21 protein-coding genes are annotated in these 25,425 nt (G+C 70.8%); 6 read left to right on the forward strand and 15 right to left on the reverse strand.

Annotation, left to right across the window (positions count from 1 at the left end; genetic code table 11):
• Window positions 1-13: 13 nt before the first annotated feature.
• The 3 genes from OG538_RS31775 to OG538_RS31785 form a co-directional block, all read right to left on the reverse strand.
• Window positions 14-1,039 (reverse strand): 6-phosphofructokinase, encoded by a 1,026-nt coding sequence (locus OG538_RS31775; RefSeq protein WP_365406959.1) that lies wholly within the window; start codon window positions 1,037-1,039, stop codon window positions 14-16.
• Between the two features lie 143 nt (window positions 1,040-1,182).
• Window positions 1,183-1,911, reverse strand: coding sequence for a type 1 glutamine amidotransferase (locus tag OG538_RS31780; protein ID WP_406098886.1), 729 nt, complete (start codon window positions 1,909-1,911; stop codon window positions 1,183-1,185).
• Window positions 1,912-1,945: 34 nt separating this feature from the next.
• Window positions 1,946-3,184 carry a MurT ligase domain-containing protein gene (locus tag OG538_RS31785; protein ID WP_148015277.1) on the reverse strand — a complete coding sequence of 413 codons (1,239 nt, stop codon included), beginning with the start codon at window positions 3,182-3,184 and terminating at the stop codon, window positions 1,946-1,948.
• Between the two features lie 403 nt (window positions 3,185-3,587).
• Between OG538_RS31785 and def the strand changes: the two genes are divergently transcribed.
• Entirely contained in the window at window positions 3,588-4,133 is a 546-nt protein-coding gene (def, locus tag OG538_RS31790) for a peptide deformylase (protein ID WP_406098887.1), read from the forward strand.
• 23 nt (window positions 4,134-4,156) lie between these two features.
• Here def and OG538_RS31795 read toward each other — a convergent pair whose 3' ends face one another.
• Window positions 4,157-4,807, reverse strand: a complete 651-nt coding sequence (locus tag OG538_RS31795) for a TetR family transcriptional regulator (protein WP_406098889.1) — start codon at window positions 4,805-4,807, stop codon at window positions 4,157-4,159.
• A gap of 172 nt (window positions 4,808-4,979) precedes the next feature.
• Between OG538_RS31795 and OG538_RS31800 the strand changes: the two genes are divergently transcribed.
• Window positions 4,980-6,209 carry an acyl-CoA dehydrogenase family protein gene (locus OG538_RS31800; RefSeq protein ID WP_406098890.1) on the forward strand — a complete coding sequence of 410 codons (1,230 nt, stop codon included), beginning with the start codon at window positions 4,980-4,982 and terminating at the stop codon, window positions 6,207-6,209.
• A gap of 274 nt (window positions 6,210-6,483) precedes the next feature.
• On the opposite strand, the gene OG538_RS31805 is transcribed toward OG538_RS31800, so the two are convergent.
• From OG538_RS31805 to OG538_RS31815, 3 genes are read right to left on the reverse strand one after another with little or no spacing between them, the layout of a single operon-like run.
• Entirely contained in the window at window positions 6,484-6,972 is a 489-nt protein-coding gene (locus OG538_RS31805; RefSeq protein ID WP_406098891.1) for a glutathione peroxidase, read from the reverse strand.
• 49 nt (window positions 6,973-7,021) lie between these two features.
• Entirely contained in the window at window positions 7,022-7,576 is a 555-nt protein-coding gene (locus tag OG538_RS31810) for a GNAT family N-acetyltransferase (protein WP_406098892.1), read from the reverse strand.
• Window positions 7,577-7,589: 13 nt separating this feature from the next.
• On the reverse strand, window positions 7,590-8,171 hold the full coding sequence (locus OG538_RS31815) for a helix-turn-helix domain-containing protein (RefSeq protein ID WP_406098893.1): 582 nt from the start codon (window positions 8,169-8,171) through the stop codon (window positions 7,590-7,592).
• Between the two features lie 144 nt (window positions 8,172-8,315).
• On the opposite strand from OG538_RS31815, the gene OG538_RS31820 reads away from it, so the two are divergent.
• Window positions 8,316-8,753, forward strand: coding sequence for a hypothetical protein (locus OG538_RS31820; RefSeq protein ID WP_406098894.1), 438 nt, complete (start codon window positions 8,316-8,318; stop codon window positions 8,751-8,753).
• Between the two features lie 25 nt (window positions 8,754-8,778).
• Here OG538_RS31820 and OG538_RS31825 read toward each other — a convergent pair whose 3' ends face one another.
• From OG538_RS31825 to OG538_RS31835, 3 genes are all read right to left on the reverse strand, one after another.
• Complete coding sequence (locus tag OG538_RS31825) at window positions 8,779-10,119, reverse strand: chloride channel protein (RefSeq protein WP_406098895.1); 1,341 nt, start codon at window positions 10,117-10,119, stop codon at window positions 8,779-8,781.
• A 152-nt stretch (window positions 10,120-10,271) separates the two neighbouring features.
• The gene (locus OG538_RS31830) at window positions 10,272-12,041 is read right to left on the reverse strand and encodes a cation:proton antiporter (protein ID WP_406098896.1); all 1,770 of its coding nucleotides are present in this window, start codon (window positions 12,039-12,041) and stop codon (window positions 10,272-10,274) included.
• Window positions 12,042-12,255: 214 nt separating this feature from the next.
• Entirely contained in the window at window positions 12,256-12,945 is a 690-nt protein-coding gene (locus tag OG538_RS31835) for a hypothetical protein (protein ID WP_406098897.1), read from the reverse strand.
• A gap of 67 nt (window positions 12,946-13,012) precedes the next feature.
• On the opposite strand from OG538_RS31835, the gene OG538_RS31840 reads away from it, so the two are divergent.
• A complete protein-coding gene (locus OG538_RS31840) occupies window positions 13,013-13,237 on the forward strand; it encodes a DUF6011 domain-containing protein (RefSeq protein ID WP_406098898.1) in 225 nt (74 codons plus the stop codon).
• A gap of 4 nt (window positions 13,238-13,241) precedes the next feature.
• Here OG538_RS31840 and OG538_RS31845 read toward each other — a convergent pair whose 3' ends face one another.
• A complete protein-coding gene (locus OG538_RS31845) occupies window positions 13,242-14,123 on the reverse strand; it encodes an acyl-CoA thioesterase (protein ID WP_406098899.1) in 882 nt (293 codons plus the stop codon).
• Between the two features lie 46 nt (window positions 14,124-14,169).
• The gene (locus OG538_RS31850) at window positions 14,170-16,683 is read right to left on the reverse strand and encodes a DEAD/DEAH box helicase (protein WP_385276441.1); all 2,514 of its coding nucleotides are present in this window, start codon (window positions 16,681-16,683) and stop codon (window positions 14,170-14,172) included.
• Between the two features lie 169 nt (window positions 16,684-16,852).
• Here OG538_RS31850 and OG538_RS31855 point away from each other — a divergent pair, with 169 nt between their 5' ends.
• Window positions 16,853-17,644 carry a metal-dependent hydrolase gene (locus OG538_RS31855; protein ID WP_406098900.1) on the forward strand — a complete coding sequence of 264 codons (792 nt, stop codon included), beginning with the start codon at window positions 16,853-16,855 and terminating at the stop codon, window positions 17,642-17,644.
• A 185-nt stretch (window positions 17,645-17,829) separates the two neighbouring features.
• Here OG538_RS31855 and OG538_RS31860 read toward each other — a convergent pair whose 3' ends face one another.
• Window positions 17,830-19,611 (reverse strand): ABC transporter ATP-binding protein, encoded by a 1,782-nt coding sequence (locus tag OG538_RS31860; protein WP_406098901.1) that lies wholly within the window; start codon window positions 19,609-19,611, stop codon window positions 17,830-17,832.
• Window positions 19,608-21,455 carry an ABC transporter transmembrane domain-containing protein gene (locus tag OG538_RS31865; RefSeq protein ID WP_406098902.1) on the reverse strand — a complete coding sequence of 616 codons (1,848 nt, stop codon included), beginning with the start codon at window positions 21,453-21,455 and terminating at the stop codon, window positions 19,608-19,610. The genes OG538_RS31860 and OG538_RS31865 overlap by 4 nt, the downstream gene beginning before the upstream one ends.
• A 241-nt stretch (window positions 21,456-21,696) precedes the next feature.
• On the opposite strand from OG538_RS31865, the gene OG538_RS31870 reads away from it, so the two are divergent.
• Complete coding sequence (locus tag OG538_RS31870) at window positions 21,697-22,437, forward strand: L,D-transpeptidase family protein (RefSeq protein ID WP_406098903.1); 741 nt, start codon at window positions 21,697-21,699, stop codon at window positions 22,435-22,437.
• Here the strand turns inward: OG538_RS31870 and OG538_RS31875 are convergent.
• The gene (locus tag OG538_RS31875) at window positions 22,427-25,387 is read right to left on the reverse strand and encodes an FAD-binding and (Fe-S)-binding domain-containing protein (RefSeq protein ID WP_406098904.1); all 2,961 of its coding nucleotides are present in this window, start codon (window positions 25,385-25,387) and stop codon (window positions 22,427-22,429) included. The genes OG538_RS31870 and OG538_RS31875 overlap by 11 nt on opposite strands.
• Between the last annotated feature and the right edge of the window lie 38 nt (window positions 25,388-25,425).

Below are 25,425 nucleotides of genomic sequence, written 5' to 3' on the forward strand. Positions count from 1 at the left end.
GGAGTGGTGTGTCTCAGAGCACGCACTCGGCCTCGGCGTAGCGCTCGGCCGGGACCGTCTTCAGGGTCTCCACGGCATCCGCGAGGGGCACCATCGTGATGTCCGTGCCGCGCAGCGCCGTCATCATGCCGAACTCGCCGCGGTGCGCCGCCTCCACCGCGTGCCAGCCGAAGCGGGTGGCGAGGACACGGTCGTACGCGGTCGGCGTGCCGCCGCGCTGCACATGGCCGAGAATCACCGGGCGCGCCTCCTTGCCCAGGCGCTGCTCCAGCTCGATGGAGAGCTGCGTCGCCACACCGGCGAAGCGCTCGTGCCCGTAGACGTCCTTGACGCCGGACTCGAACTCCATGGAGCCCTCGCGCGGCTTCGCGCCCTCGGCGACCACGACGATGGCGAACTTCTTGCCGGCCGAGAAGCGCCGGCCGACCAGCTCGGTCAGCTCGTCGATGTCGAAGGGGCGCTCCGGGACGACGATGGCGTGCGCGCCGGCCGCCATGCCGGAGTGCAGGGCGATCCAGCCGGTGTGACGGCCCATGACCTCGACGATCATGACGCGCTGGTGGGACTCGGCGGTGGTCTTCAGCCGGTCGAGGGCCTCGGTGGCCACGCCCACGGCGGTGTCGAAACCGAACGTCACGTCAGTGGAGGCGATGTCGTTGTCGATCGTCTTCGGTACGCCGACGATCGGCAGTCCCGCCTCGGACAGCAGGTTGGCCGCCTTCAGCGTGCCCTCGCCGCCGATCGGGATGATGGCGTCGAGGCCGAGGTCCGCGACATGGCCCCGGGCCTGTTCGACGCCGCCGCGCAGATGCGCGGGCTGGACCCGGGAGGAGCCGAGGATCGTACCGCCGCGGGCGAGGATGCCGCCGACCGCGTCCAGGTCGAGCTTGCGGTAGTCGCACTCGAGGAGGCCCCGCCACCCGTCGTGGAAGCCGATGACCTCGTCGCCGTGGTCGACCACAGCGCGGTGGACGACGGAACGGATGACGGCATTGAGGCCGGGGCAGTCGCCGCCGGAGGTGAGCACACCAATTCGCATTGCCCGGGGAACCTTTGCAACGTGGGCCGACGACCGGACCACGTCGTCCGGTTGGATCCCCGCCACCCTACCGGCGCAGGGTGGCGGGACCGAACCGGGCGTCCGCCTGCTGGACTCCGCTCAGCTGAGCGAATTACGCCTCATCAGGCGGGCTGTGTCGCCGAGGCGATCCGCTCGGCGCGCAGCGCCTCGTACCAGCGGTCGTCCGTGGGCGGCAACGCGTTCACATCGAGGGCCAGCTTCAGCAGCAGATCCGCGATGAGCGGGTTGCGCGCCATCACGGGGCCGTGCATGTACGTGCCGAAGACGGTGTCGTTGTACGCGCCTTCCGTCCCGTCACCCGTGCCGTTGCCCCCGCCGAACCGCACCTGGGCGAACGGCCGTGCCGTCGGCCCGAGATGGGTGATGCCCTGGTGGTTCTCGAAACCGGTCAGCGGCGGCAGCCCGAGGCGCGGGTCGATGTCCCCGAGCACGTCGCCGACGCACCGGGCACCCTCGCCGCGGGTGGAGACCACGTCGAGCAACCCGAGACCCTGCTCGCGTTCACCGAGGTCGTTGACGAACTCGTGGCCGAGGATCTGGTACCCGGCGCAGACCGAGAAGATGATCGCGCCGTTGGACGCGGCCCGGCTGAGGCCGCCGTCGCGGCGCAGCCGCTCCGCCGCGAGCCGCTGCGGCCGGTCCTCACCGCCGCCGATCAGATAGATGTCCCCGGACGTGGGGACGGGCTGGTCGCTGCGCACGTCGACGCGCGACACGTCGAGACCGCGCTGACGTGCCCGGCGCTCCACCACGAGGGCGTTGCCCTGGTCGCCGTAGGTGCTCAACAGGTCCGGGTAGACCCACACCAGCCGCAGGCTGTTGTTGCTCATGCTTCGTCCTCTCCTGAGGGGCCCGGGGCCGGGGTCAGTTGCCGACACGACGGCGCAGATCCTGGAAGGCGGTGTAGTTGGCGATGACCTCGATGCGTCCGGGAGGCGCCTGCTGGACGGCCTCGTCGAGGTTCTCGCAGACCCGGAAGTCGAGACCGGCCACTTCGAGCCGGACCGCAAGGTCCAGCTTGCGGTCGCCGAGCACGAAGATCGGATGGCCCGCGAGCTGGGTGTAGTCCACGTCCCACAGCCACGAGGTGTCCGTGCCGTCCGCGCCGCGTGCGTTGACGGACAGGATCACCGGGGTGGGCGGCGGGTCGATCAGGGAGAAGGTCTCCAGCCAGCCCGCCGGGTTCTTCGCCAGCAGGAGCCGGAGCTCGCGGCCGAGGAAGGTGACCACGTCGTAACGGCCGGCGACGGCCTGCACCTGGTACATCCGCTCCAGGGCGACCTGCGGAGGAACCCCGAAGACGGCGGCAACGGCAGCCGAGCTGGTGGCGTTGGCCTTGTTGGCGCGGCCCGGCAGCTGGAGGTGGATCGGCCACGCCGATCCGTGCGGGTCGAGCACGTAGTCACCGTGCAGGACCCAGCTGGGCGGCGGACGGCGGAAACCGCACTCACCGCAGAACCAGTCGTCGCCGGGGCGCTGCATCACGCCGCCGCAGGACGGGCAGGACCAGGCGTCGTCCTTCCACGCCTGGCCGGCCGCGACCCACACCACGTTGGGGGAGGAGGAGGCGGCCCAGACGATCAGCGGGTCGTCGGCGTTGGCGACGATCACGGCCTTCGAGCCGGACAGGCCCTCCCGCCACTTCTCGGCGAGCATCCGGGTCTCCGCGGCGCGGTCGAGCTGGTCGCGCGAGAGGTTGAGGAGCGCGATCACCTTGGGTGTCGTGTCACGGGCAACCCCCGCGAGGTACTTCTCGTCGACCTCGATCACGCCGTACTGCGCGTCCGAGCCGCCGGCCAGGGCCGAGGTGATGCCCGCGGGCATGTTGGCGCCGAGCGCGTTCGACACGACCGGGCCCGCGGCCCGCAGTGCCTCGGCGATCAGCCGGGTCGTGGTCGTCTTGCCGTTCGTCGCCGACACGAGGATCACGTCCAGGTGCTGCGCCAGCCGCCCGAGCAGGTCGGGGTCGAGCTTGAGCGCCACCCGGCCGCCGATCACCGATCCGCTGCCCCGCCCGGCCGCTCGCGACACCGCCGCAGCGGCCTTGCCCGCCGTCACGGCCAGCTTGGCCCGCGGCGACAACGGCTCCGTGTTGCCTGCCATCGTCCTAGATCCTCCTTGCATCGGTCCGCGCCCAGCCTATCGATGTCCGGCGCGGCGGAGGCACGGCGGCACCGCCAGGCCTGTGGAGTTCACGTGGAACGTGCCGCGGGTGAAATAACACCCGCGCCCTGATCTGGCAAACATACAGGTCAGAGGGGGTTCGCTCGTCCTGGCTCAGGCTCCGCGTTTTTCCCGCGCGAGGCGGCGGCGAGATTCCCTGACTCTGCGTCACCTCTCCTCGCTGCCGCTCACCGCCTGTGTGCGGTCGTTCTCCGCCACGGGCGGGAGGCGTCGCGAATGTTCCGGCGATGAGGCCGCGCGGACGGCTACGGCTCCGTTCGGGACGTTCCGCAGGCGGCCACGGCCCGCTTCGGACGTCGTGGCGGAACGTACGATGACCGTCATGCGAAACCGCCCCATCCCTGGCAGCTCCGGCCTCGTCCGGACCATGAGCCTGCTCGGCGACCCGGTGCTCCACGCCGCGTGCGAGCCGGTCACGGACTTCGGGCCGTCGCTCGCCCGGCTGGTCGAGGACATGTTCGCCACGATGTACGAGGCGCAGGGCGTCGGTCTTGCCGCCAACCAGGTCGGTGTGCCGCTTCGGGTGTTCGTCTTCGACTGCCCCGACGACGAGGACGTCCGTCATCTCGGGCATGTGGTCAACCCCACGCTCGTCGAGGCCGACGGCATCATCGTGCGCGGCCCGGAGGGCTGTCTGTCGCTCCCGGGGATCGAGGCCGGCACGCCGCGCTTCGACCATGCCGTGGTCGAGGGGGTGACGGCCGACGGGGAGCCGGTGCGGATCAGCGGAACGGGCTTCTTCGCCCGCTGCCTCCAGCACGAGTGCGACCATCTCGACGGCGACGTCTACACGGACCGGCTGACCGGACTGCGCCGGGCACGCGCGCTGCGGGCGGCCCGCCGGGCGCCCTGGGGGCGCACCGGCTGAGCGGTCGCCGGGCGGTCGGTGCGTCAGAATCCGGGACCGCCGGGGCGGTCGCCCGCCGCGGCCAGCCTGCCCCAGAGCAGATCGGCCAGGCTGCGCACCAACTGGTCGCGCGAGCAGGGGCGTTCGCCCAGCCACCAGTCGCCCGCCGCGTGCATCATGCCGACGATGCCGTGGCCCCAGATCCGGGCCATCTCCTGGCTGCCCGGGCCGAGGTCCACCCGCTCCGCGATGACCATGGCGAGCTCCTCGCCGAGGCGCCGCAGCAGCGGGGCCGAGTGCCTTCCCACGTCGAAGCCCTGCTCGGAGGAGGGAGCCGCGTCGTCGGAGGGATGCATCAGGAAGCGGTAGACCTGCGGGCGTGCCTCGATCGCCGCGAGGTAGGTGTCGAGCGTCGCCTCGACGCGTTCACGGCGGTCGGCGGGGGCGTCGAGTGCGGCCCGCAGGGCGCTCAGCAGGGCGTCGGTGTGCCGCTTGGCAAGGGCGCGGTAGAGGCCGCCCTTGTCACCGAAGTGCCGGTAGAGAATGGGCTTGGTGATGCCGGCCTCTGCGGCGATGGCGTTCATCGAAGCCCCGGGGCCGTCCCTGAGCACCACGCGGTCGGCGGCCTCGAGCAGCTCGCGGCGGCGGCGTTCGGCCGCGGTCCGCTGTCGCTCGGCCTGTCGTGTGGTCTCCATGTCGTTTCTCCCACCCCTGACCCTGCATGTCCGTCCTGCCTGCGCAACGTAACACCCTGCCCAGGGGTGTGTGGATCGCCGTCCAAGCAGTTGACACAGGCTACTTGTCGGTAACAGACTGTTGTTACCGCAAGTAACGATCAGTTTTTGACGGCAGTACGTGGAGGGGAACATGGCCGAGTTCACGCTCGAGCTCAACGACGACCAGAAGCAGGTCCGTGACTGGCTTCACGGCTTCGCCGCGGACGTGATCCGTCCGGCAGCTTCGGAGTGGGACGAGCGTGAGGAAACGCCCTGGCCCGTCATCCAGGAGGCGGCCAAGGTCGGAATCTACTCCCTCGACTTCTACGCGCAGCAGTTCTTCGACCCGACAGGCCTCGGTATCCCGATGGCGATGGAGGAGCTCTTCTGGGGCGACGCGGGCATTGCCCTGTCGATCGTCGGCACGGGCCTGGCGGCCGTCGGCGTCCTCGCCAACGGCACCGAGGAGCAGATCGGCACCTGGATCCCGCAGATGTACGGCGACGCGAACGACGTGAAGGTCGCCGCCTTCTGCTCCTCCGAGCCCGACGCCGGCTCCGACGTCGCCTCGATGCGTACCCGCGCCGTGTACGACCAGGCCAAGGACGAGTGGGTGCTCAACGGCACCAAGACCTGGGCGACCAACGGCGGCATCGCCAATGTCCACGTCGTGGTCGCGGTCGTCGACGCCGAGCTCGGTTCCAAGGGGCACGCCTCCTTCATCGTGCCGCCGGACACCGCAGGCCTCTCGCAGGGCCAGAAGTTCAAGAAGCACGGTATTCGCGCCTCGCACACCGCCGAGGTCGTCCTGGAGGACGTACGCGTCCCGGGTCACTGCCTGCTCGGGGGCAAGGAGAAGCTCGACCAGCGCCTCGCCCGGGCCCGTGAGCGCGCGGCCGCCGGCGGTGGTGAGCGCGTGAAGAACGCCGCGATGGCCACGTTCGAGGCTTCCCGCCCGGCCGTCGGCGCGATGGCGGTCGGCACCGCCCGCGCGGCGTACGAGGTGGCACTGGACTACGCGAAGACCCGGACCCAGTTCGGCCGCCCGATCATCGACAACCAGGGCGTCGCCTTCCAGCTCGCCGACATGCGTACGCAGATCGACGCGGCGCGGCTGCTCGTCTGGCGTGCGTCGTGGATGGCGAGCGCCGGCAAGCCGTTCGAGTCCGCCGAGGGCTCCATGTCCAAGCTGTACGCGAGCGAGACCGCCAAGAAGGTCACGGCCCAGGCGATCCAGATCCTCGGCGGCAACGGCTTCACCCGTGAGTACCCGGTGGAGCGCATGCACCGGGACGCCGCGATCTACACGATCTTCGAGGGGACGAGCGAGATCCAGCGCCTGGTGATCGCCCGCACGCTGTCCGGGATGCCGATCCGCTGACCCCCCGGCCCGCTTCCGGTGAACCGGCCCCCGGCCCTGTCGCACCGACAGGGCCGGGGGCCGCGCCGTTCGGGCGGGGCACCGCCGGCATCGAGGCGCGGTGCCTCACCGATGAGGGCTGCCCCTGATCCCCGGCGGGCGGCACGACAGACAGTTACGGCCCCGCCGCGCCGGCGGATCGCCCGCACGCACCCCCGGACGACGCCTCAACGCCTTGCGCCGCACCACGTCTCACGCCGTGCGCGCTGACGCACCAGGGACGACCGGACAGCTTTCAGGCGGGCAGCTGCGCCTCGATGGCGCTGACGACCTCCGGTGCCTCCGGCTCCGTGCGGGGGCGGATTCGGGCGACCGGCTCGCCGGCGGGGGAGATGAGGAACTTCTCGAAGTTCCACTGGATGTCACCGGCCTCGCCGTCCGCGTCCGCGAGCTGCGTGAGTTCCGCGTACAGCGGATGCCGGCCCGCGCCGTTGACGTCGGTCTTGGCCAGCAGCGGGAAACTGACTCCGTACGTCGTCGAGCAGAACGTCTGGATCTCCTCGGAGCTCCCGGGCTCCTGACCGCCGAACTGGTTGCACGGCACGCCGAGCACGGTGAAGCCCCGGTCCCCGTACTCCTTCTGCAGCCGTTCGAGGCCGGCGTACTGCGGGGTCAGCCCGCACTTGGAGGCGACGTTCACCAGCAGGACCGCCTGGCCGCTGTAGGCGCCCAGCGTGGTCGGCTCACCCGTGAGGGTGTGGAGCGGGATGTCGTGCAGCGTCATGGGTATCTCCTCGTCGGTGTCTTCCACGGCCATTGTCGCGCCCGCGGCTTCATCGTTGCTGAGCCGGGCCCGCCGCCGGACCGTTCTGGCCCACGGCCTTGTAGTAGAGGGTGGTCGGCTTCAGGACGCCGGCCGGGTCAGCGGCGTAGTCCGGCACGGATCCGCACTCCGTCCAGCCGGCCGAGCGGTACAGCCGCTCGGCCGGACTGCCGCTCTCGGTGTCCAGGATCAGCAGGGTGACCCCGTCCCCGGCCGCCGCGTGCTCGACCGCCTCCAGCAGCGCCCGGCCGAGCCCCCGGCCGCGCGCCGCCGGGCGGACCATCAGCTTGGCGACCTCGGCGCGATGGCGGGCGTTGGGCAGCGGCGGCCGGGCCAGGCCGATGGTTCCCGCGATCCGCTCGCCGTCCCTCGCGATCCAGACCTGGTGATGCCCCGCGTCCACGGACGCGGCACGCTCCCGCCACCAGCGCGCGGCGGCGTCCCGGTCGAGCGGGGCGAGGAACCCCACGGACGAACCGCCGTCGACCGTCTCCACGAGGAGGGCGGCCAGTTCATCGGCGTACGTGACCAGTTCGGGTCCGGACACCGGGACGATCTCGGTCATGCGGCAGGTCCTTTCACGGTGCGACGATCATCAGTGCGTAACGGACCCGCTCCGGGCCCGGACAGTGGAAACGCGAAGAGCCCCGCAGCAGGAACCGCAAGCAGTCACCCCGGCCGACCGTGTGCACGGTGTCGTCGACGGCGACCTCCAGCGTCCCCTCCAGGACCCAGATGTGCTGCTCCAGGCCGGGAACGGGCGGCTTCTCGTACGCGATGGCGGCGCCAGGGCCGAGGATGCCCTCGACGACCTCCGCGCGCAGGCCCGCGTGCGGGGGCGAGACGGACCTGCGGACGAAATCTGTCGTCTCGTCCCGCCACACGGCCTGACGCCCGGCCGGCACGAGCTGCGCCGGCTGCGCCTCCACCTCCAGCAGCAGCCGGGACATGGTGCGCCCGTGAACGCTGCACAGCCGGCCGAGCTGGGCGGCGGTCGGACTCAGCTCGCCGCGTTCGAACCGGGAGAGAGTCGAGCGACTCATCCCGCTGCGCCGGGCCAGCTCGTCCAGCGTCCAGCCGCGCTCCGCCCGCAGCTCACCGAGCCGCACCGCGAGCCCGGCCTCCACGGCCCTGGCCTCGGCTCCCCTCGCCTCTCTCATATCGGAGAGCATATCTCCACAGGGAGACATGGGCGGGCGCCGCTGGTGGTGCCGGTCACCCGCTGTCGTGCCACGCTGGAACGGGGGACGCCTCGCCGGGCGCTTCGGTCCCGCCGGGCGGTTCCGCTACCCGAGGAGGCCGACATGGCCAGTACGAGCAACCAACCCAAGGCGACGCCGAGCGCAGACACGGGCTCCCGCCACCCGTTCCGGACGGGCTGGACCGCCTTCGCCGCCGTTCTGATGATCTTCGCCGGTGCTATGGCGATCTTTCAGGGGATCGCCGCCATAGCCAAGGACGACGTGTTCATCGCCACGCGCAACTACGTGTTCCAGTTCAACCTGACGGGCTGGGGCTGGATCCACCTCATTCTCGGCATCGTCATCGTTCTCGCCGGCTGCGCCCTGTTCACCGGAGCGTTCTGGGCGAGGGCCGCCGGCGTCGTCCTCGCCGGACTCGGCGCACTCGCCAACTTCGCGTGGCTGCCGCACTACCCGCTGTGGTCCATCGTGCTCATCGCGCTGGACATCTTCATCATCTGGGCGCTCTGTGCGGGGCCCGGGGAGCGCGAGCGGGTCTGAGGGCACCCTGCGGCTCGCGACGCGCCTACGACGCGGGCGGCTTCGTGGCGAATGCTGCCGGCGGGGGAGTGATCCTGAGTGTGAGGACGTAGGAAACCACCACCGAGACGATCACGAGCGGCATGACGGTGAGACCCTCGGATCCCAGCAGCAGCGTGGCCAACAGCACCGATGTCATCGGAAGCTTCAGCATGGCTACGCACATCGCCCCGATCCCCATGGCGAATCCCGATGTCGGGTTCAGCCCCGGGAGATGGGACAGCGCGAGGCCGCCCGCGGCGCCGGCGAACATGGCCGGGAAGACGGGGCCGCCCCGGAAAGCGCTCAAGGAGGCGCAGTAGGCCAGCGACTTGCAGACCATGAGCACCACCAGGGTGACAGCCGAGTACCTCGCGCTGTTCGCGAGCAGGGGGTCCAGGGCGTGCTCGCCCGAGTACAGCACCTGTGAGGCGGAGTTCCCGGTGATCTCGGCGTACACGAGCGCGAGCGCGCCGACGGCAAGGCCCATCACCACCGTGGCCACCACCCTCTGCCTCTCGACCCGCGGTTGGAGGAAGAGCGCCAGCCGGTGGATTCCCGCGCCGGCGAGTGCGGCCCCCAGCCCGAGGGCGACGGCCCAGCCGAATTCGGCGACAGTGGGGCTGTCGGCCGGTGGCACTTCGTGCAGTGCCAGTGAGTAGGTCCCCAGACCCGTCCACGAGCCGAGACCTGTGAAGATCAGCGCGCCGATCCCGGCCGCCAGAAGCCCGGGAACGAGGGCGACACCCAGCATCATCCCGGCCAGTCCCGAGGCCTCCATCAGCAGGAACGCGCCGAGGAGCGGCGAGCCCAGCAGGGCGCTCACGGCCGCGAAGCTGCCCGCGGCTCCCACCACCGCCCTCGCCCCCGGCTGGAGGTCCGGCTTGATCAGCTGCACCGCCCACACGGCCGCGCCCCCGCCCAGGGCGATGAGCGGCGCCTCGGGGCCGAGTACCGCGCCGAGACCGAGGGAGGCGATGGCCGCGAGGGCGATGCCGGGCAGCTGTGCGGGGGACGGCGCGCCCGTGCTCACCAGCCCCTCGGCCGGTTTGTGCCCTCCGTCGCCCGGGAGGTATCGGATGGCCAGAGCCGTCAGCAGCCCCGCCACGCCGACCAGCGGCACCGGCCACCACGAGGGCGTCCCGGCGAAGCCCAGGGCCTTGGGCAGATCGTCGTACGTCAACGACTGCAGTTCGGAGACGAGAGCGAGGAAGCCGAAGGCTCCCGCCGAGATCGGGACTCCCAGAATCGCCACCATGGCCAGCAGGACCGCGTAGCCGCGCGTGCGGATCAGGGTGAGGGGATCGGGCGGCTGGCTGGCGGGTGCTGCGACAGGTTCGGCCGTCATGCGCGTTGTCTCCTCGGCTCAGGAACCCTGGGGGACGCCCCTGTCCTGAAGGCATCCCCAAGGCGGAACCACGATGGGGTGATGTGAGGGATATCCGTGCCGGTGAGCGTGACCGGGACCACGTCCCCGGGGTGCTGACCGCGACGCCGCGGTCAGCCGCTGAGTACGGCGGTGGGCGGGCTCAGGAGAACGACGGTGTCGCCCGCCTCCGGGGCGGGGGCCCGGGTGCCCGTGACCGGTGTGAGCCGTCCGTCCGGGCTCACCACGAACAGCAGGACGTGACCGGCGGGGAGAGCGCCGTCGGCCGGTCGCGCCACGACGCGCGCGCCCGCCTCGTATCTGCGGGAGAGCTCGGGGCCGGTGAGCCCGGCGCCGAACAGTGGCTCACCGCCGGTGTACGGTGCGACCGCCCCGTGGTCGGCGGAGGGCGGCGCGATGCGGTGGACCGGGCCGTCGACGCTCTCGCGAAGCGTCATGGAGGCGAGGGCATTGAAGTCGTCCTCGCCCGTCAGCAGCAGAATCCCGGTGATTCCTTCGAGTTCCGCGCCTTCGCCGGTGGCGGAGGCGAGCAGTTCACCGGGGGCCAGCTTCAGTCCGGCCTCCACGATCCGGGCCCGCTCACGCTCGGCGCCGGCCCACATCAGGACGTCCACCCCCGCCGAACTCAGCGCAGATGCCAGGTCGACCGCCCAGGGCGCGCCTCCCACGAGCAACGGCCTCGAACGGGCCGGACGCAGCACCCCGAGCCGCCGGGCGACCGGGAACGCCGTCAGGCCGTACAGCATGACCGTGGCGACGATCACGACGAAGGTGGCGGGCAGGATGCGCTCGGCTCCGGCGATGCCCTTCCTGACCAGATCGGCCGAGAAGGTGGAGGCCGTGGCCGCGGCGACGATGCCACGCGGGGCCATCCAGCCGATGAACCACCGTTCCCCGCGCGGCACATCGGTACGCAGCGTCGCAAGGTGGGCCACCAGGGGCCTGGTCACCAGAACGAGCAGCGCGACCAGTGCGAGGGACGGCAGCACCACGTGGCGCAATGACGAAGGGGTGACCGTGGCGGAGATGGAGATGAACAGCAGACCGATGATCAGCGAGACCAGGGTGTCGAAGAACGGCCGCCTGGCAGGCATGTCCAGGCCGGGGAGATTGGCCATGGCCATTCCCATGACGACTGCCGAGATCAGCCCCGTGTCGTCGCGCAGCATGTCGCAGGCCGCCGCTACGCCGATCACCGCGGCGACCTGCACCGACGTCCCCAGTTCCTCGCTCATCCGCGCCCGGCTCAGCACCAGCCACAACAGCGCCGCCCCGACCGCGCCGCCCGCGAGACCGACGGCCGCGCTGCCGCAGAACTCCCCGAGACGGCTGCCGAAGCCGTGACGGTCCGACGCGATGACGCCGTGGAAGACCAACGCCCCCAGGATGCCGCCCACCGGATCGATCAGCGAGCCCTCCCAGATGAGGATGCGCTGCAGCCGCTCCGCGGGCCGGACGAAGTTGAGCAGCGGCGCGACGACGGTCGGCCCGGAGACGACCAGGATCGCGGCGAGCATCACCGCGGCCCCCATCGACATGTCCAGGACCGGTACGGCGAACAGCGCGGCGGACACCACGGTGAACACCGTCCCGAGCCAGAGCAGCCTGTGCACGACGCGACGCGTGTGGCCCTTGAGCCGTGTGAGGTCCAGACCCAGACCGGCGTCATACAGGATCACCGCCACCGCCAGGGACACCAGCGGGGAGAAGGCGGCGCCCAGCAGCCGTTCGGGGTTGACGGTGTCGGTGAGGGCCCCGGCGGTGAAGCCGGCCGGCAGCAGGATGAGCAGTGCCGGGACGCGCAGCCGGTTCGCCAGCAGTTGCGAGCCGACCGCGAGCACCACGATCAGTCCCAGCCCCATGAGCACCTGATCGGCCGTCATGACCGCACCTCCTCCGACGCCGTCCCTCCGGTGCCGTGGGCTGTGGTCGCGGCCCGCGGAACACCGCGCGCGACCACCTTCCGCGGCCGGGATGCGGCAGGGCGGTCAGGCGCGCGCCAGGGGCCGGCAGGGGCCCGCGGTATCCATCCAATGGCCTAACGGTGCGAGGGCTCGGCGGCCGGCCTGCGACGACACCGGCCCGGGCCGGGCGCGGTCACTTCTTCCTGTCGTCCCACGGTGTGCCGAGCCAGCTGTCGAACGAGCGGACCACCGCCGAGAGCGCGGCCGCCAGCCGGAGGTCGACCCAGGGGGAGTGCACGACGACCTCGTCGTCGGACCGGTACTCCAGTGGGGCTTCCTGACCGGCCCTCCAGACGATGCGCCGTGGCCCGCGCGGCACGTCGCCGCCGCCGTTGAAGAGGCTTCCCACGCCGATGGCCACCCACAGGGGGAAGAGCGGCCACCACATGTACCACCAGAAGATCCGGCCCTTGAGGCCAACGGCCTGCGGGCAGCCGGACTGAGCCACGGTCCAGCGGGTGCGCAGCCCCTTGCCGGACAGGGCCTTCTCCCGGACGAACGTGCCGATCAGCTCACCCTGCCCGCCCCACACCTGATATTCCGACACGCCCCCGCCGGCCGAGGTGGTGACGAGCGTGGCCAGCCGTGCGCGACGCTGCGGGTCGGCCCACAGCACGAAGGAACGGGCGCCGTCCTTCCGCGCCGCGAGATACGCCGGTATGCCACCCGCCGGCAGTTCGCGCTCCAGGTACCCGACCACGTGGAAGGAGCCCTGGGACGTGTCGACGACCACGTGCTCGAACCCCTCAGCCACACCCGGCAGGACCTCGGGGCGGGCCGTTGTGCCCTTGGGCAGGGCCGTCACTTTCAGGGTGCTGGTCACTTACGGGTCCTCCGTGGTGAGTGGTCGTGAAGGCGAAGCGTAGACGGGCACCTGAGAGGATCGGTGCGTGGAGTCTCCAGAACCCGGCCCCGACGCCGAACCGCTGCCCGGAACAGCCGCGGACACCGGCCCGCGCCCGGTGCGCTGCCGCATGTGCGGACGCCCGCTCACCGGCACCGCGTCGCGCCGCACCGGCCTGGGCCCCACCTGCGACGCGAAACTGCACCCGGCGCCGCCCGACATCCGAACCCGCCGTCACGAGGTCGAGCAGGACCCTCTGCCGGGTGTCTGAGCCGTCAGGACGGCCGCTCGCCGAGCCGCCGGAACAGTCCCTCCTGCACCACAGACACCAGCAGGTTGCCCTCGCGGTCGTAGATCCGGCCGCGCGCCAGCCCCCGGCCGCCGGTCGCCACCGGCGACTCCTGGTCGTACAGGAACCACTCGTCGGCCCGGAACGGCCGGTGGAACCACATCGCGTGGTCCAGCGACGCCATGTCGAAGCCGCGCGGTCCCCACAGCGGCTCGACCGGGATGCGCACCGCGTCCAGCAGCGTCATGTCGCTCGCGTACGTCAGCGCGCAGGTGTGCACCAGCGGATCGTCACCGAGCGGGCCCACCGCGCGCATCCATACCGCACTCCGCGGGTCCGCGTCCTTGATCTCCTCCTGCGTCCAGCGCAGCCGGTCGACATAGCGGATGTCGAAGGGCTGGCGCCGGGCCATCCGCTCCAGGGCCTCCGGCAGACCGCCCAGGTGCTCGCGCACCTCGTCGGCGACCGTCGGCAGGCCGTCGGGATCGGGCACGACCCGGGCCGGCGGGAGCTGGTGCTCGAAACCGGCCTCCTCCGGGCGGTGGAAGGACGCCGTCAGATTGAAGATCGTCCTGCCCTGCTGGACGGCCGTCACCCGGCGGGTGGTGAAGGAACGGCCGTCCCTGACCCGTTCGACCTCGTAGACGATCGGCACTCCGGGACGGCCCGGCCGCAGGAAGTAGGCATGCAGCGAATGCACCGGCCGGTCCCCGTCCGTGGTGCGGCCCGCCGCCACCAGGGCCTGCCCCGCCACCTGCCCGCCGAAGACCCGTTGCAGGGACTCCTCGGGGCTCCGGCCACGGAAGATGTTGACCTCGATCCGCTCCAGGTCGAGGAGGTCGACCAAGCGCTCGGCGGGGTTCGTCATGTGGTTGTTCTCCACTCTCGCAGCGGCGCCGCCGGTACGGACGCGCTCACAACTGGCCCACGGAGGTGACCCGGACGACCGCCCGGCCCTCCTCGTCGGACGCGGCCAGGTCGACCTCGGCACTGATGCCCCAGTCATGGTCGCCGTTCGGGTCGGCGAACGTCTGCCGGACGCGCCACAGGCCGTGCTCCGCGTCCTCGTCGATCTTCAGCAGCTTCGGCCCGCGGGCATCGGGACCGGTGCCGAGCTCCTCGTACTCGTCCCAGTACGCGTCCATCGCCTCGCCCCACGCGTCCTCGTCCCAGCCCGCGTCGCCGTCCAGTTCCCCGAGGTCGCGGACCCGGTCCAGCGCGGCCAGCTCGACCCGGCGGAACATCGCGTTGCGCACCAGCACCCTGAAGGCGCGGGCGTTGGCCGTGACCGGCTTGACCTCGTCCGCACGCTCCTGCGCCTGCTCGGCCGTCTCCACCTCGGGATTGGCGAGCTGCTCCCACTCGTCGAGGAGACTGGAGTCGACCTGACGGACCATCTCGCCGAGCCAGGCGATGAGATCCTCCAGATCCTCGGACTTGATGTCGTCCGGGATGGTGTGCTCCAGCGCCTTGTACGCGCTCGCGAGATACCGCAGCACGATGCCCTCGGTGCGTGCCAGCTCGTAGTTCGAGGTGAACTCCGTGAAGGTCATGGCGCGTTCGTACATGTCGCGGATCACCGACTTCGGCGACACGGGGTGGTCGCCCACCCACGGGTGGCTCTGGCGGTAGACGTCGTAGGCGTGCCACAGCAGCTCGCTCAGCGGCTTCGGGTACGTCACCTCCTGGAGGAGCTCCATCCGCTCCTCGTACTCGATGCCGTCGGCCTTCATCTGCCCGACCGCTTCACCGCGCGCCTTGTTCTGCTGCGCGGCGAGGATCTGACGCGGATCGTCCAGCGTCGACTCCACCACCGAGACCATGTCCAGCGCGTACGACGGCGAGTCGGCGTCCAGCAGCTCGAACGCCGCGAGTGCGAACGTGGACAGCGGCTGGTTCAGCGCGAAGTCCTGCTGCAGGTCTACGGTGAGCCGCACGATGCGGCCCTCGGCGTCGGGTTTGTCCAGCTGCTCCACGACGCCGCCGTCCAGCAGCGACCGGTAGATCGCGATCGCGCGGCGGATGTGCCGCAACTGCGCCCTGCGCGGCTCGTGGTTGTCCTCCAGCAGGTGCCGCATCGCCTCGAAGGCGTTGCCGGGGCGTGCGATGACCGACAGCAGCATGGTGTGCGTGACCCGGAAACGGGACGTCAGCGGCTCAGGATCGGACTGGATCAGCTTGTCGAAGGTGGTCTCCGACCAGGCCACGAAACCCTCGGGCGCCTTCTTGCGGACGACCTTGCGCTTCTTCTTCGGGTCGTCGCCGGCCTTCTTGACCGCCTTCTCGTTCTCGACGACGTGCTCGGGGGCCTGCGCCACGACGAAGCCCGCCGTGTCGAAGCCCGCCCGCCCGGCCCGGCCCGCGATCTGGTGGAACTCGCGGGCGCGGAGCGTACGCACCCGGGTGCCGTCGTACTTGGTGAGGGCGGTGAACAGCACGGTGCGGATGGGGACGTTGACGCCGACGCCGAGTGTGTCCGTACCGCAGATGACCTTCAGGAGTCCGGCCTGCGCGAGCTTCTCGACCAGGCGGCGGTACTTCGGGAGCATGCCCGCGTGGTGCACACCGATGCCGTGCCGCACGTAACGCGAGAGGTTCTGGCCGAACTTGGTGGTGAAGCGGAAGTTGCCGATGAGATCGGCGATCTTCTCCTTCTCCTCCTTGGTGCACATGTTGATGCTCATCAGCGACTGGGCCCGCTCGACGGCCGCCGCCTGAGTGAAGTGCACGATGTAGACCGGCGACTGCCGGGTGTCCAGGAGTTCGGTGATCGTCTCGGTGATCGGCGTCAGCCGGTACTCGTAGCTGAGCGGTACCGGTCGGGTGGCCGAGCGGACCACGGAGGTGGGGCGGCCGGTACGACGGGTCAGGTCCTCCTCGAACATCCGGACGTCACCGAGCGTGGCCGACATCAGGACGAACTGGGCCTGCGGCAGCTCCAGGATCGGGATCTGCCACGCCCAGCCGCGGTCCTGCTCGGCGTAGAAGTGGAACTCGTCCATGACGACCTGGCCGATGTCCGCGTACTTCCCGTCACGCAGCGCGATGGATGCCAGCACCTCGGCGGTGCAGCAGATCACCGGGGCGTCGGCGTTGACCGAGGCGTCGCCGGTGAGCATGCCGACGTTCTCCGTACCGAACAGCTTGCACAGGTCGAAGAACTTCTCCGACACCAGGGCCTTGATCGGAGCGGTGTAGAAGGTGACCTTGTCCTGGGCCAGGGCGGTGAAGTGCGCACCTGCCGCGACCAGGCTCTTTCCGGAGCCGGTGGGGGTGGAAAGGATCACGTTGGCCCCGGAGACCACCTCGATCAGCGCCTCCTCCTGAGCGGGATAGAGGGTGATCCCCTGCGTCTCGGTCCATGACGAGAAAGCCTCGAAGAGGGCGTCGGGGTCGTCGGTCGGGGGCAGCTGATCGATAAGGGTCACACCCCCATCTTGCCTGTCTTCCACCCCGATGAGGGAACCGGACGACAGTACGATGATCACGGACGATACGCTGCCCTCTCAACTCGGCCGCACCGCACCGATGGTGGCCGGAACGCGTGCACAGGCGATACCTGTCGCACTCACCACACCTACGGGGGCGGAAACAGTCATGATGGGACCGGCACACTCTCTGTCAGGAGCAGCGGCCTGGCTGGGGGTGGGCGCGGCCGCGGCTGCCACGGGCCACACCATGCCGTGGCCCGTCCTGGTCGTCGGCGCGCTGATCACCGCCGGTGCGGCGCTCGCCCCGGACCTCGACCACAAGTCTGCGACCATCTCGCGCGCCTTCGGACCGGTCTCCCGCGGACTGTGCGAGATCGTCGACAAGCTCTCGCACGCCGTCTACAAGGCCACGAAGCTGCGGGGCGACTCGAATCGCAACGGCGGCCACCGAACGCTGACCCACACCTGGCTGTGGGCGGTCCTGATCGGCGGCGGAGCCTCCGCCGCGGCGATCACCGGCGGCCGGTGGGCGGTGCTGGCGATCCTCTTCGTGCACCTGGTGCTCGCCGTCGAGGGGCTGCTCTGGCGGGCCGCCCGGGTGTCCAGCGACGTCCTGGTGTGGCTGCTCGGCGCGACCAGCGCATGGATCCTCGCCGGCGTCCTGGACAAGCCGGGCAACGGCTCGGACTGGCTGTTCAACGCTCCCGGCCAGGAGTACCTCTGGCTCGGCCTGCCCATCGTCCTGGGCGCACTCGTCCACGACATCGGCGACGCGCTGACGGTCTCCGGCTGCCCGATCCTGTGGCCGATCCCGGTGGGCCGCAAGCGCTGGTACCCGATCGGCCCGCCGAAGGCCATGCGGTTCAGGGCCGGCAGCTGGGTGGAGCTGAAGGTGCTGATGCCGGCGTTCATGGTGCTCGGGGGAGTGGGCGCGGCTGCCGCCATGAACGTCATCTGACAGCTTGCCGGACCGGTGTCCGGTACGACGGCGCCCCGGGCGGGATTCACCTCCGCCCGGGGCGCCGTTCGCGTTCCGACGCGACCCCGCGCCGTACGGCTGGCGCCGGCACACTGCGTAACGCGACGACGGGGCGGGCGGGCTCAGGAACGAGCCCGCCCGCCGCGTCATAAGCCCGCCGGAGGTCAGCCGTGCCAGGACCGCCACAACGCCGCGTACGCGCCGTCCGCCGCCACCAGCTCGTCATGGCTGCCCAGCTCGCTGATCCGGCCCTGCTCGACGACGGCGATCACGTCCGCGTCGTGTGCCGTGTGCAGCCGGTGGGCGATCGCCACGACCGTACGACCGTCCAGCACCCGGGCCAGCGAACGCTCCAGATGACGGGCCGCACGCGGGTCCAGCAGGGATGTCGCCTCGTCCAGCACCAGCGTGTGCGGATCGGCCAGCACCAGCCGGGCCAGCGCGATCTGCTGGGCCTGGGCCGGGGTGAGCACCAGACCGCCCGAACCGACCTCGGAGTCCAGCCCCTCGTCGAGCGCCCTCGCCCAGCCGTCCGCGTCGACCGCGGCCAGCGAGGCCCACAGCTCCGCGTCCCCGGCTCCGGTACGGGCCAGCAGCAGGTTGTCCCGCAGCGACCCGACGAACACATGGTGCTCCTGGTTGACCAGCGCCACATGCGTACGGACCCGCTCGGCCGTCATCTGCGACAACTGCGCACCGCCCAGCGTGACGTCACCGGTCCGCGGAGCATAGATCCCTGCCAGCAGCCGGCCGAGGGTGGACTTGCCCGCACCGGACGGCCCGACCAGCGCCATCCGCGTACCGGGAGCGACGTCCAGCGACACCTTGTGCAGCACATCGAGACCGGTGCGGTAGCCGAAGTTCACCTCGTCGGCACGCACCTCACGTCCGTCCGGGGTCACGCCGTCGTCACCCGCGTCCGGCTCGATCTCTCGGACCCCCACAAGACGGGCCAGCGACACCTGAGCGACCTGCAACTCGTCGTACCAGCGCAGGATCAGGTTGATCGGATCGACCATCATCTGTGCGAGCAGCGCGCCCGTCGTCAACTGGCCGACGGTGAGCCAGCCCTCGATGACGAACCAGCCGCCGAGCATGAGGACCGCACCGAGAATCGTCACGAACGTGGCGTTGATGACGGGGAAGAGCACCGACCGGAGGAACAGCGTGTACCTCTCCCACGCCGTCCACTCCTTGATCCGCCGGTCCGACAGGGCGACCCGCCGTGCTCCCAGCCGGTGCGCCTCCACGGTCCGTCCGGCGTCGACCGTCTCGGCGAGCATCGCTGCGACCGACGCGTAGCCGGCGGCCTCCGAGCGGTACGCCGACGGCGCCCGGCGGAAATACCAGCGGCAGCCGATGATGAGCACCGGCAGCGCGACGAGCACGGACAGTGCCAGCGGGGGAGCGGTGACGGCGAGCGCGGCGAGCAGCAGCCCCGCCCACACCACGCCGATGGCCAGCTGCGGCACGGCCTCACGCATCGCGTTGGCGAGCCGGTCGATGTCGGTGGTGATCCGGGACAGGAGGTCTCCCGTCCCGGCCCGCTCCAGCACACCCGGCGGCAGCCGCACCGACCTCACGAGGAAGTCCTCGCGCAGGTCGGCCAGCATCTCCTCGCCCAGCATCGCGCTGCGCAGCCGCATCATCCTGGTCACCACGGTCTGGATGACGAGCGCCACCGCGAACACCGCGGCGGTGCGCTCCAGATGAAGCTCGGTGACCCCGTCGGACAGGTCCTCGACCAGTCCGCCCAGCAGGTACGGGCCCACGATCGAGGAGATCACCGCGAGGCAGTTGAGCACCGTGACCACGAGGAACGGCCGCCGGTGGCGCCGCATCAGCTCCCGGACGTAGGTGCGTACGGTTGTGGGGGTGCCGACCGGCAGGGTCGTTGCCGACTCCGGGGCGGCCGGGTCGTACGCCGGTGGTGCGACGCCGATCATGCCCTCTCCTCGATTTCCTCGATCGTTTCGATCGTGTCGATGTCTTCGTGCCCGTCCGGTCCGGCCGAGGAGATCTCGTCGTCGGTCTCACGGGTGACGACCGCGCGGTAGCGCGGCTCGTCGCGCAGCAGTTCACGGTGGGTGCCCACGGCCACCACGGACCCGCCGTGCACCAGCGCGACCCGGTCCGCCAGGTCGAGCAGCAGCGGTGACGAGGAGAAGGCCACTGTCGTACGGTCGCTGCGCAGGGCCTTGATGCCCTCGGCGACCCGCGCCTCGGTGTGCGAGTCGACGGCCGACGTCGGCTCGTCGAGCACCAGGGCCTGCGGGTCGGTCACCAGTGACCTCGCCAGGGCGAGGCGCTGACGCTGGCCGCCCGAAAGCGACCGGCCGCGTTCGGTGATCCGGGTGTTCATGGGGTCGCCGTCCTCGTTGACGGACGCCTGGGCGAGCGCGTCCAGGACGTCGCCACACTGCGCGGCCGCCAGCGCGTCCGCTGCGGCGACCCGGCCGGACGACGGCACGTCCAGCAGTGCGCGCAGCGTGCCGGAGAGCAGTACCGGGTCCTTGTCCTGCACCAGGACGAGGGTCCGGGCGGCGTCCAGTTCCAACTCGTCCAGGGGCACGCCCCCGAGCAGAACCGACGGCAGCGCGGGAGCCGGGGCGTCCACGGCCTCCTCCTGCGTCGCTTCCGGCTGGACATGGCCGCCGAGCCGGTCCGCGAGGCGGCCCGCCTCGTCCGGGTCGCCGCAGACCACCGCGGTGAACAGGCCCTCCGGAGCCATCAGCCCGGTGGCCGGGTCGTACAGATCACCGGCCGGGGCGGCATCGACGGTGGACGGCCGTGCGACCCGGTTCAGCGAGAGCACCCGGACGGCGCGCTGCGCGGACGGCCGCGAGAAGGAGTACGCCATGGCGATCTCCTCGAAGTGCCGCAGCGGGAGCAGCATCAGCGTCACCGCGCTGTACACCGTCACGAGCTGACCGACGTCGATCTTCCCGTCCCGGGCCAGGGTGGCCCCGTAGGTCACCAGCGAGATGAGCAGCACACCCGGCAGCAGCACCTGGACCGCCGCGATCAGCGACCACATCCGAGCGCTGTGCACGGCGGCTTCGCGGACCTCCTGAGAGGCGCGCCGGTAGCGACCCAGGAACAGCTCCTCGCCGCCGATTCCGCGCAGCACGCGCAGCCCGGCCACCGTGTCGGAGGCCAGCTCGGTGGCCTTGCCCGCCTTCTCGCGCTGAACGTCGGCGCGGCGGGTGGCCCGGGGAAGGAGCGGGAGCACCGCCAGGGCGAGCACCGGCAGGGAGAGCGCCACGAGCACGCCGAGCGAGGGCAGATAGAGGATGAGCCCGACACAGATGATGACGAGCGCCGCGGCCGCAGCGGCGAAGCGGGAGAGTGCCTCGACGAACCAGCCGATCTTCTCCACGTCGCCGGTGGACACCGCGACGACCTCGCCCGCGGCCACCCGGCGGGTCAGTGCCGAGCCGAGCTCCGCGGTCTTGCGGGCGAGCAGTTGCTGGACCCGGGCGGCGGCGGTGATCCAGTTGGTCACGGCCGTTCGGTGGAGCATGGTGTCGCCCACCGCGATCAGCACACCGAGCACCGCGAGCATGCCGCCGGCCAGCGCCAGCCTTCCGCCGGACCGGTCGACGACCGCCTGGACGGCGAAGCCCACGGCAAGCGGCAGCCCCGCGATGGAGCATTGCTGCAGCAGGCCCCACGACATGGACTTGAGCTGTCCGCGGATCTGGTTGCGGCCGAGCCAGAGCAGGAAGCGAGGGCCCGACCGGACATCGGGATCGCCGGGATCCTGGTACGGAAGATCGCGAATTTGCATGACGTCCCAAAAGATCGGAAGAAGCTGAGACCGGCAAGAGGTCTCCAGAAGCACAGGGGAATGCGTGTGGGGGACCAAACCGTCCAAGCCTGACCCCGTCGCAGGGGCCGAGGCAAACGCTTTTACCCGCCGGGCGCCGGGAGGGGGCCGGAGCGGTCCAGGGAGTAAAAACTGCGCACGCATTCGCCGGACCCCGCTGGCGGGGTCGGCCCCGGACGCCGCGGAGTGCGAGCATGGACGGATGCGTATAGCCGGTGCGGTACGAGTGGTGGCCTCGGCGGCCGCCTGCGGTGTCCTGCTCACGACCCTGACATCGTGCGGTGGGGGACAGGACCTGAAGAAGGGTGACGCGCGGTCGGCCGGAGCCCGGAAGGACAAGGACCAGCCGCAGACCACCGATCTGAAGCGCATTCCGGACGTGGGCGACCGGCTGCAGTCAAAGATCCCGCGCGACTCCCGTCAGGTCGTCGCCGTGTACGGCGCGGGCAGGAACTCCCCGGACTCCACCGTCGTGCTGTACACCCGGACCGGTGCCACCTGGGACAAGACGGCCGACTGGAAGGCCCACAACGGCCGCAAGGGCTGGACCACCGACCATCACGAGGACGACAAGCGCTCCCCGGTCGGCGTCTTCACCCTCACTGACGCGGGCGGCGCACTGCCCGACCCGGGCGCCCTGCTCCCGTACAGCGAATCGGCCGCCATCCGGGCCCCCCGCTACTGGGCCAAGCCCTACTGGCACGACTTCGACTACGTCATCGCCATCGACTACAACCGCGTCAAGGGCACCGCCCCCAACGACCCGACGCGCCCGGAGGGCCAGTCCAAGGGCGGCAGCATCTGGCTGCACATGGATCACGGCAGCGGCACATCGGCCTGCGTGAGCCTGTCGAAGGCAGCCATGGTGAAGCTGCTGCGCACCCTGGACCCGAAGCAGAATCCGGTCGTGGTGATGGGTGACCGGGCCGGCCTCAAGACCTGAGCGAACTCTCCCGTGCCGGTGCGGGCCCCGGGCGCGTCGCCCGCTCCAGCTCGATCAGCGCCGAGTGGTACGAACGCCCTGTTGCCCGGTCCATCCCGATCTCGCACATGCGGTTGGCGCACAGATACGAGTCGTACTCCCGGGTGTTCACCTCGGCGGCCTCCTTTGCCGTCGCCGAATCCGTCAGCTCCTTGTGCAGCATGCCCCGGTCCCCCGCGAAGCCGCAGCACGCGGCGTCGTCAGGCATCACGACCTCATCCGCGCAGGCCTCCGCGACCGTGCGCAGCCGGCCGACACCGTCGAGATGTTCCATCGAGCACGTCGGGTGCAGCACCGCCGAACCGGCCTTCCTCAGCACCGTCAACTCCGGCAGGAGCTCATCGGCTGCCCAGACCAGCGAGTCGACCACCGTCAGCTCCCGGTGCAACTCCCGGTTGTCCTCGCTCAGATACGGCACCACCTCATGGGCGATGCCCAGCGTGCACGAGGAGGCATCGACGACCAGGGGAAGCTTCCCGCCGGCGGTCCAGCCCCAGGCGGCTTCGACGATCCGGTTGGCCATCACGGCGTTCCCGGAGTCGTATCCCTTGGAGTGCCAGATGGTCGCGCAGCAGGTGCCCGCGACATCCTCCGGGATCCAGACGGGCTTACCGGCACGGGCCGAGACGAGGACCACGGCCTGGGGCAGTGACGGGCCCCGGTGTCCCCCGGGGTCCCCGAAGATGCGGTTGACGCAGGCCGGGTAGTAGACCGCGCTCGCCCCCACCCTGGAGGTGCGGGGCAGCTTCCGGGCGGCCGCGCCCGGGATCTGCGGCAGCCATTCAGGTACCAGATCGGGGTGCACGGCCTTGCGGGCGAGACGGGTGGCACCCTGGAGCAGCCGGTCGTCGATCCGGCCGGCCGCGGCGATCGCCAGCCGGGCAGCCGCCTCGACGGCGCGGAAGTTCCTCGCGGTGAGCGCGGCGATCCGCTCCTCGCGCGGGGAGTGCCGCCGGTGGCGGAAGTCCTTCATCATGGCACCCGTGTCGATTCCGACGGGGCAGGCGAGCTTGCAGGTGGAGTCGCCCGCACAGGTGTCGACCGCGTCATAGCCGTAGGCGTCGAGCAGTCCCGCCTCCACCGGTGAACCACTCGGCTGACGCATCATCTCGCGCCGCAGCACGATGCGCTGACGCGGAGTGGTGGTCAGGTCGTGGCTGGGGCAGGTCGGTTCGCAGAAACCGCATTCGATGCAGGGATCGGCCACCGCCTCGACCTTGGGGATGGTCTTCAGCCCGCGCAGATGGGCCTTCGGGTCCCGGTCCAGCACGATCCGGGGCGCCAGCACTCCGTCCGGGTCGATGACCTGCTTCGTACGCCACATCAGCTCGGTCGCCCGCGGTCCCCACTCCAGCTCCAGGAAGGGCGCGATGTTGCGGCCGGTGGCGTGCTCGGCCTTGAGCGATCCGTCGAACCGCTCCACGGTGAGCCGGCAGAAGTCCGTCATGAAGGCCGCGTACCGGTCGACGTCGGCCTGCCGCGCCGCGTCGAACGCCAGCAGGAAGTGCAGATTGCCGTGGGCCGCGTGGCCCGCGACGGCGGCATCGAAACCGTGCTCGGCCTGGAGCTCCAGGAGGGCCTCGCAGGCTTCGGCCAGCCGGGAGGGCGGGACCGCGAAGTCCTCCGTGATGAGCGTCGTACCGGAGGGCCGGGAGCCGCCGACCGCGGTGACGAAGGCCTTGCGGGCCTTCCAGTACCCGGAGATGGCCCGGGTGTCCCGGGTGAACTCATTGGTCACCGAGGTGACGGGCCGGACCAGCTCCAGCTGCCGCACGACGGCGGCCGCCGCCTCCTCGTACGCCTCCTGGCCCGCTTCGTCCGGAGCACGGAACTCGACCAGCAGAGCGGCGGTCTTCTTCGGCAGCCCGGCCCAGTCGGCCGGCACCCCCTTCACACTGACCGAGGCGCGCAGGGTGTTCCCGTCCATCAGCTCCACGGCGATGGCGCCCGCTTCGTTGAACAGCGGGACGGCTGCCGCAGCCGCCGTCAGCGAAGGGAAGAAGAGCAGCGCGGTGGAGATCCGGCGGTCCAGCGGCAATGTGTCGAAAACGACCTCGGAGATGAATCCGAAAGTCCCCTCCGAGCCGACCATGAGACCGCGCAGGATCTCGACCGGCGTCGAACCGTCGAGGAAGGCGTCGAGCCGGTAGCCGTTGGTGTTCTTGATCTCGTACTTGGCCCGGATCCGGGCGGTGAGCCCGGCATCCGCCTCGATCTCCGCCTTCAGGGCCAGCAGCCGCGCGCACAGCTGCGGCTCCGCGTGCGCCAGGTCCTCGTCCGCCGCGGGATCGCCGGTGTCCACCACCGTGCCGCTGGGCAGCACGAAGGTGAGGGAGGAGACGGTGCGGTACGAATTCCGGGTGGTGCCGGCGGTCATCCCGGAGGCGTTGTTGGCGACCACACCCCCGATCGTGCAGGCGATCGCGCTCGCCGGGTCCGGCCCCAGCAGCCGGCCGTGCCGCGCGAGGGTGGCGTTCGCCCGCATGACCGTCGTCCCCGGGCAGATCCGGGCCCGCGCGCCCCCGTCCAGGACCTCGATGCCCGTCCAGTGGTGCCGTACGTCGACGAGGATGTCCTCGCCCTGCGCCTGGCCGTTGAGACTGGTGCCCGCGGCCCGGAAGACGACCTTGCGGCCCCTGCCGTGGGCGTACGACAGGATCGCGGAGATGTCGTCGAGGTCTTCCGGAACCACGACGACCTGGGGAACGAATCGGTACGGACTGGCATCGGAGGCGTACCGCACCAGGTCGGAGATCTTCCAGAGCACCTTCTGCGGGCCCAGGAGCGCGGTCAGCTCACCGCGGAGCGGTTCGGGTGTACCCGCTGCCTGCGCGTCGGGAACCCGGTCGTGGGACGGAGGCCGCGCCACGCCGGGGCGGAGAGCTTCCGGGTTCGGTTCCAGCAGTGGCATGTCCAGATCCCCTCGGCGGCTCGGCGCGGCACCCCGCA

This window comes from Streptomyces sp. NBC_01013 (assembly GCF_045162765.1).
Lineage (GTDB): Bacteria > Actinomycetota > Actinomycetes > Streptomycetales > Streptomycetaceae > Streptomyces.

Bases quoted from the DNA above. Each gene is read 5' to 3' on its own strand.
- OG538_RS31775 (WP_365406959.1), bottom strand. From the start codon at position 1,039: ATGCGAATTGGTGTGCTCACCTCCGGCGGCGACTGCCCCGGCCTCAAT.
- OG538_RS31860 (WP_406098901.1), bottom strand. From the start codon at position 19,611: ATGATCGGCGTCGCACCACCGGCGTACGACCCGGCCGCCCCGGAGTCG.
- OG538_RS31830 (WP_406098896.1), bottom strand. From the start codon at position 12,041: ATGACGGCCGATCAGGTGCTCATGGGGCTGGGACTGATCGTGGTGCTC.
- OG538_RS31875 (WP_406098904.1), bottom strand. From the start codon at position 25,387: ATGCCACTGCTGGAACCGAACCCGGAAGCTCTCCGCCCCGGCGTGGCG.
- OG538_RS31820 (WP_406098894.1), top strand. From the start codon at position 8,316: ATGGCCAGTACGAGCAACCAACCCAAGGCGACGCCGAGCGCAGACACG.
- def (WP_406098887.1), top strand. From the start codon at position 3,588: ATGCGAAACCGCCCCATCCCTGGCAGCTCCGGCCTCGTCCGGACCATG.
- OG538_RS31825 (WP_406098895.1), bottom strand. From the start codon at position 10,119: ATGACGGCCGAACCTGTCGCAGCACCCGCCAGCCAGCCGCCCGATCCC.
- OG538_RS31805 (WP_406098891.1), bottom strand. From the start codon at position 6,972: ATGACGCTGCACGACATCCCGCTCCACACCCTCACGGGTGAGCCGACC.
- OG538_RS31795 (WP_406098889.1), bottom strand. From the start codon at position 4,807: ATGGAGACCACACGACAGGCCGAGCGACAGCGGACCGCGGCCGAACGC.
- OG538_RS31785 (WP_148015277.1), bottom strand. From the start codon at position 3,184: ATGGCAGGCAACACGGAGCCGTTGTCGCCGCGGGCCAAGCTGGCCGTG.
- OG538_RS31845 (WP_406098899.1), bottom strand. From the start codon at position 14,123: ATGACGAACCCCGCCGAGCGCTTGGTCGACCTCCTCGACCTGGAGCGG.
- OG538_RS31855 (WP_406098900.1), top strand. From the start codon at position 16,853: ATGATGGGACCGGCACACTCTCTGTCAGGAGCAGCGGCCTGGCTGGGG.
- OG538_RS31780 (WP_406098886.1), bottom strand. From the start codon at position 1,911: ATGAGCAACAACAGCCTGCGGCTGGTGTGGGTCTACCCGGACCTGTTG.
- OG538_RS31810 (WP_406098892.1), bottom strand. From the start codon at position 7,576: ATGACCGAGATCGTCCCGGTGTCCGGACCCGAACTGGTCACGTACGCC.
- OG538_RS31865 (WP_406098902.1), bottom strand. From the start codon at position 21,455: ATGCAAATTCGCGATCTTCCGTACCAGGATCCCGGCGATCCCGATGTC.
- OG538_RS31870 (WP_406098903.1), top strand. From the start codon at position 21,697: ATGCGTATAGCCGGTGCGGTACGAGTGGTGGCCTCGGCGGCCGCCTGC.
- OG538_RS31800 (WP_406098890.1), top strand. From the start codon at position 4,980: ATGGCCGAGTTCACGCTCGAGCTCAACGACGACCAGAAGCAGGTCCGT.
- OG538_RS31815 (WP_406098893.1), bottom strand. From the start codon at position 8,171: ATGAGAGAGGCGAGGGGAGCCGAGGCCAGGGCCGTGGAGGCCGGGCTC.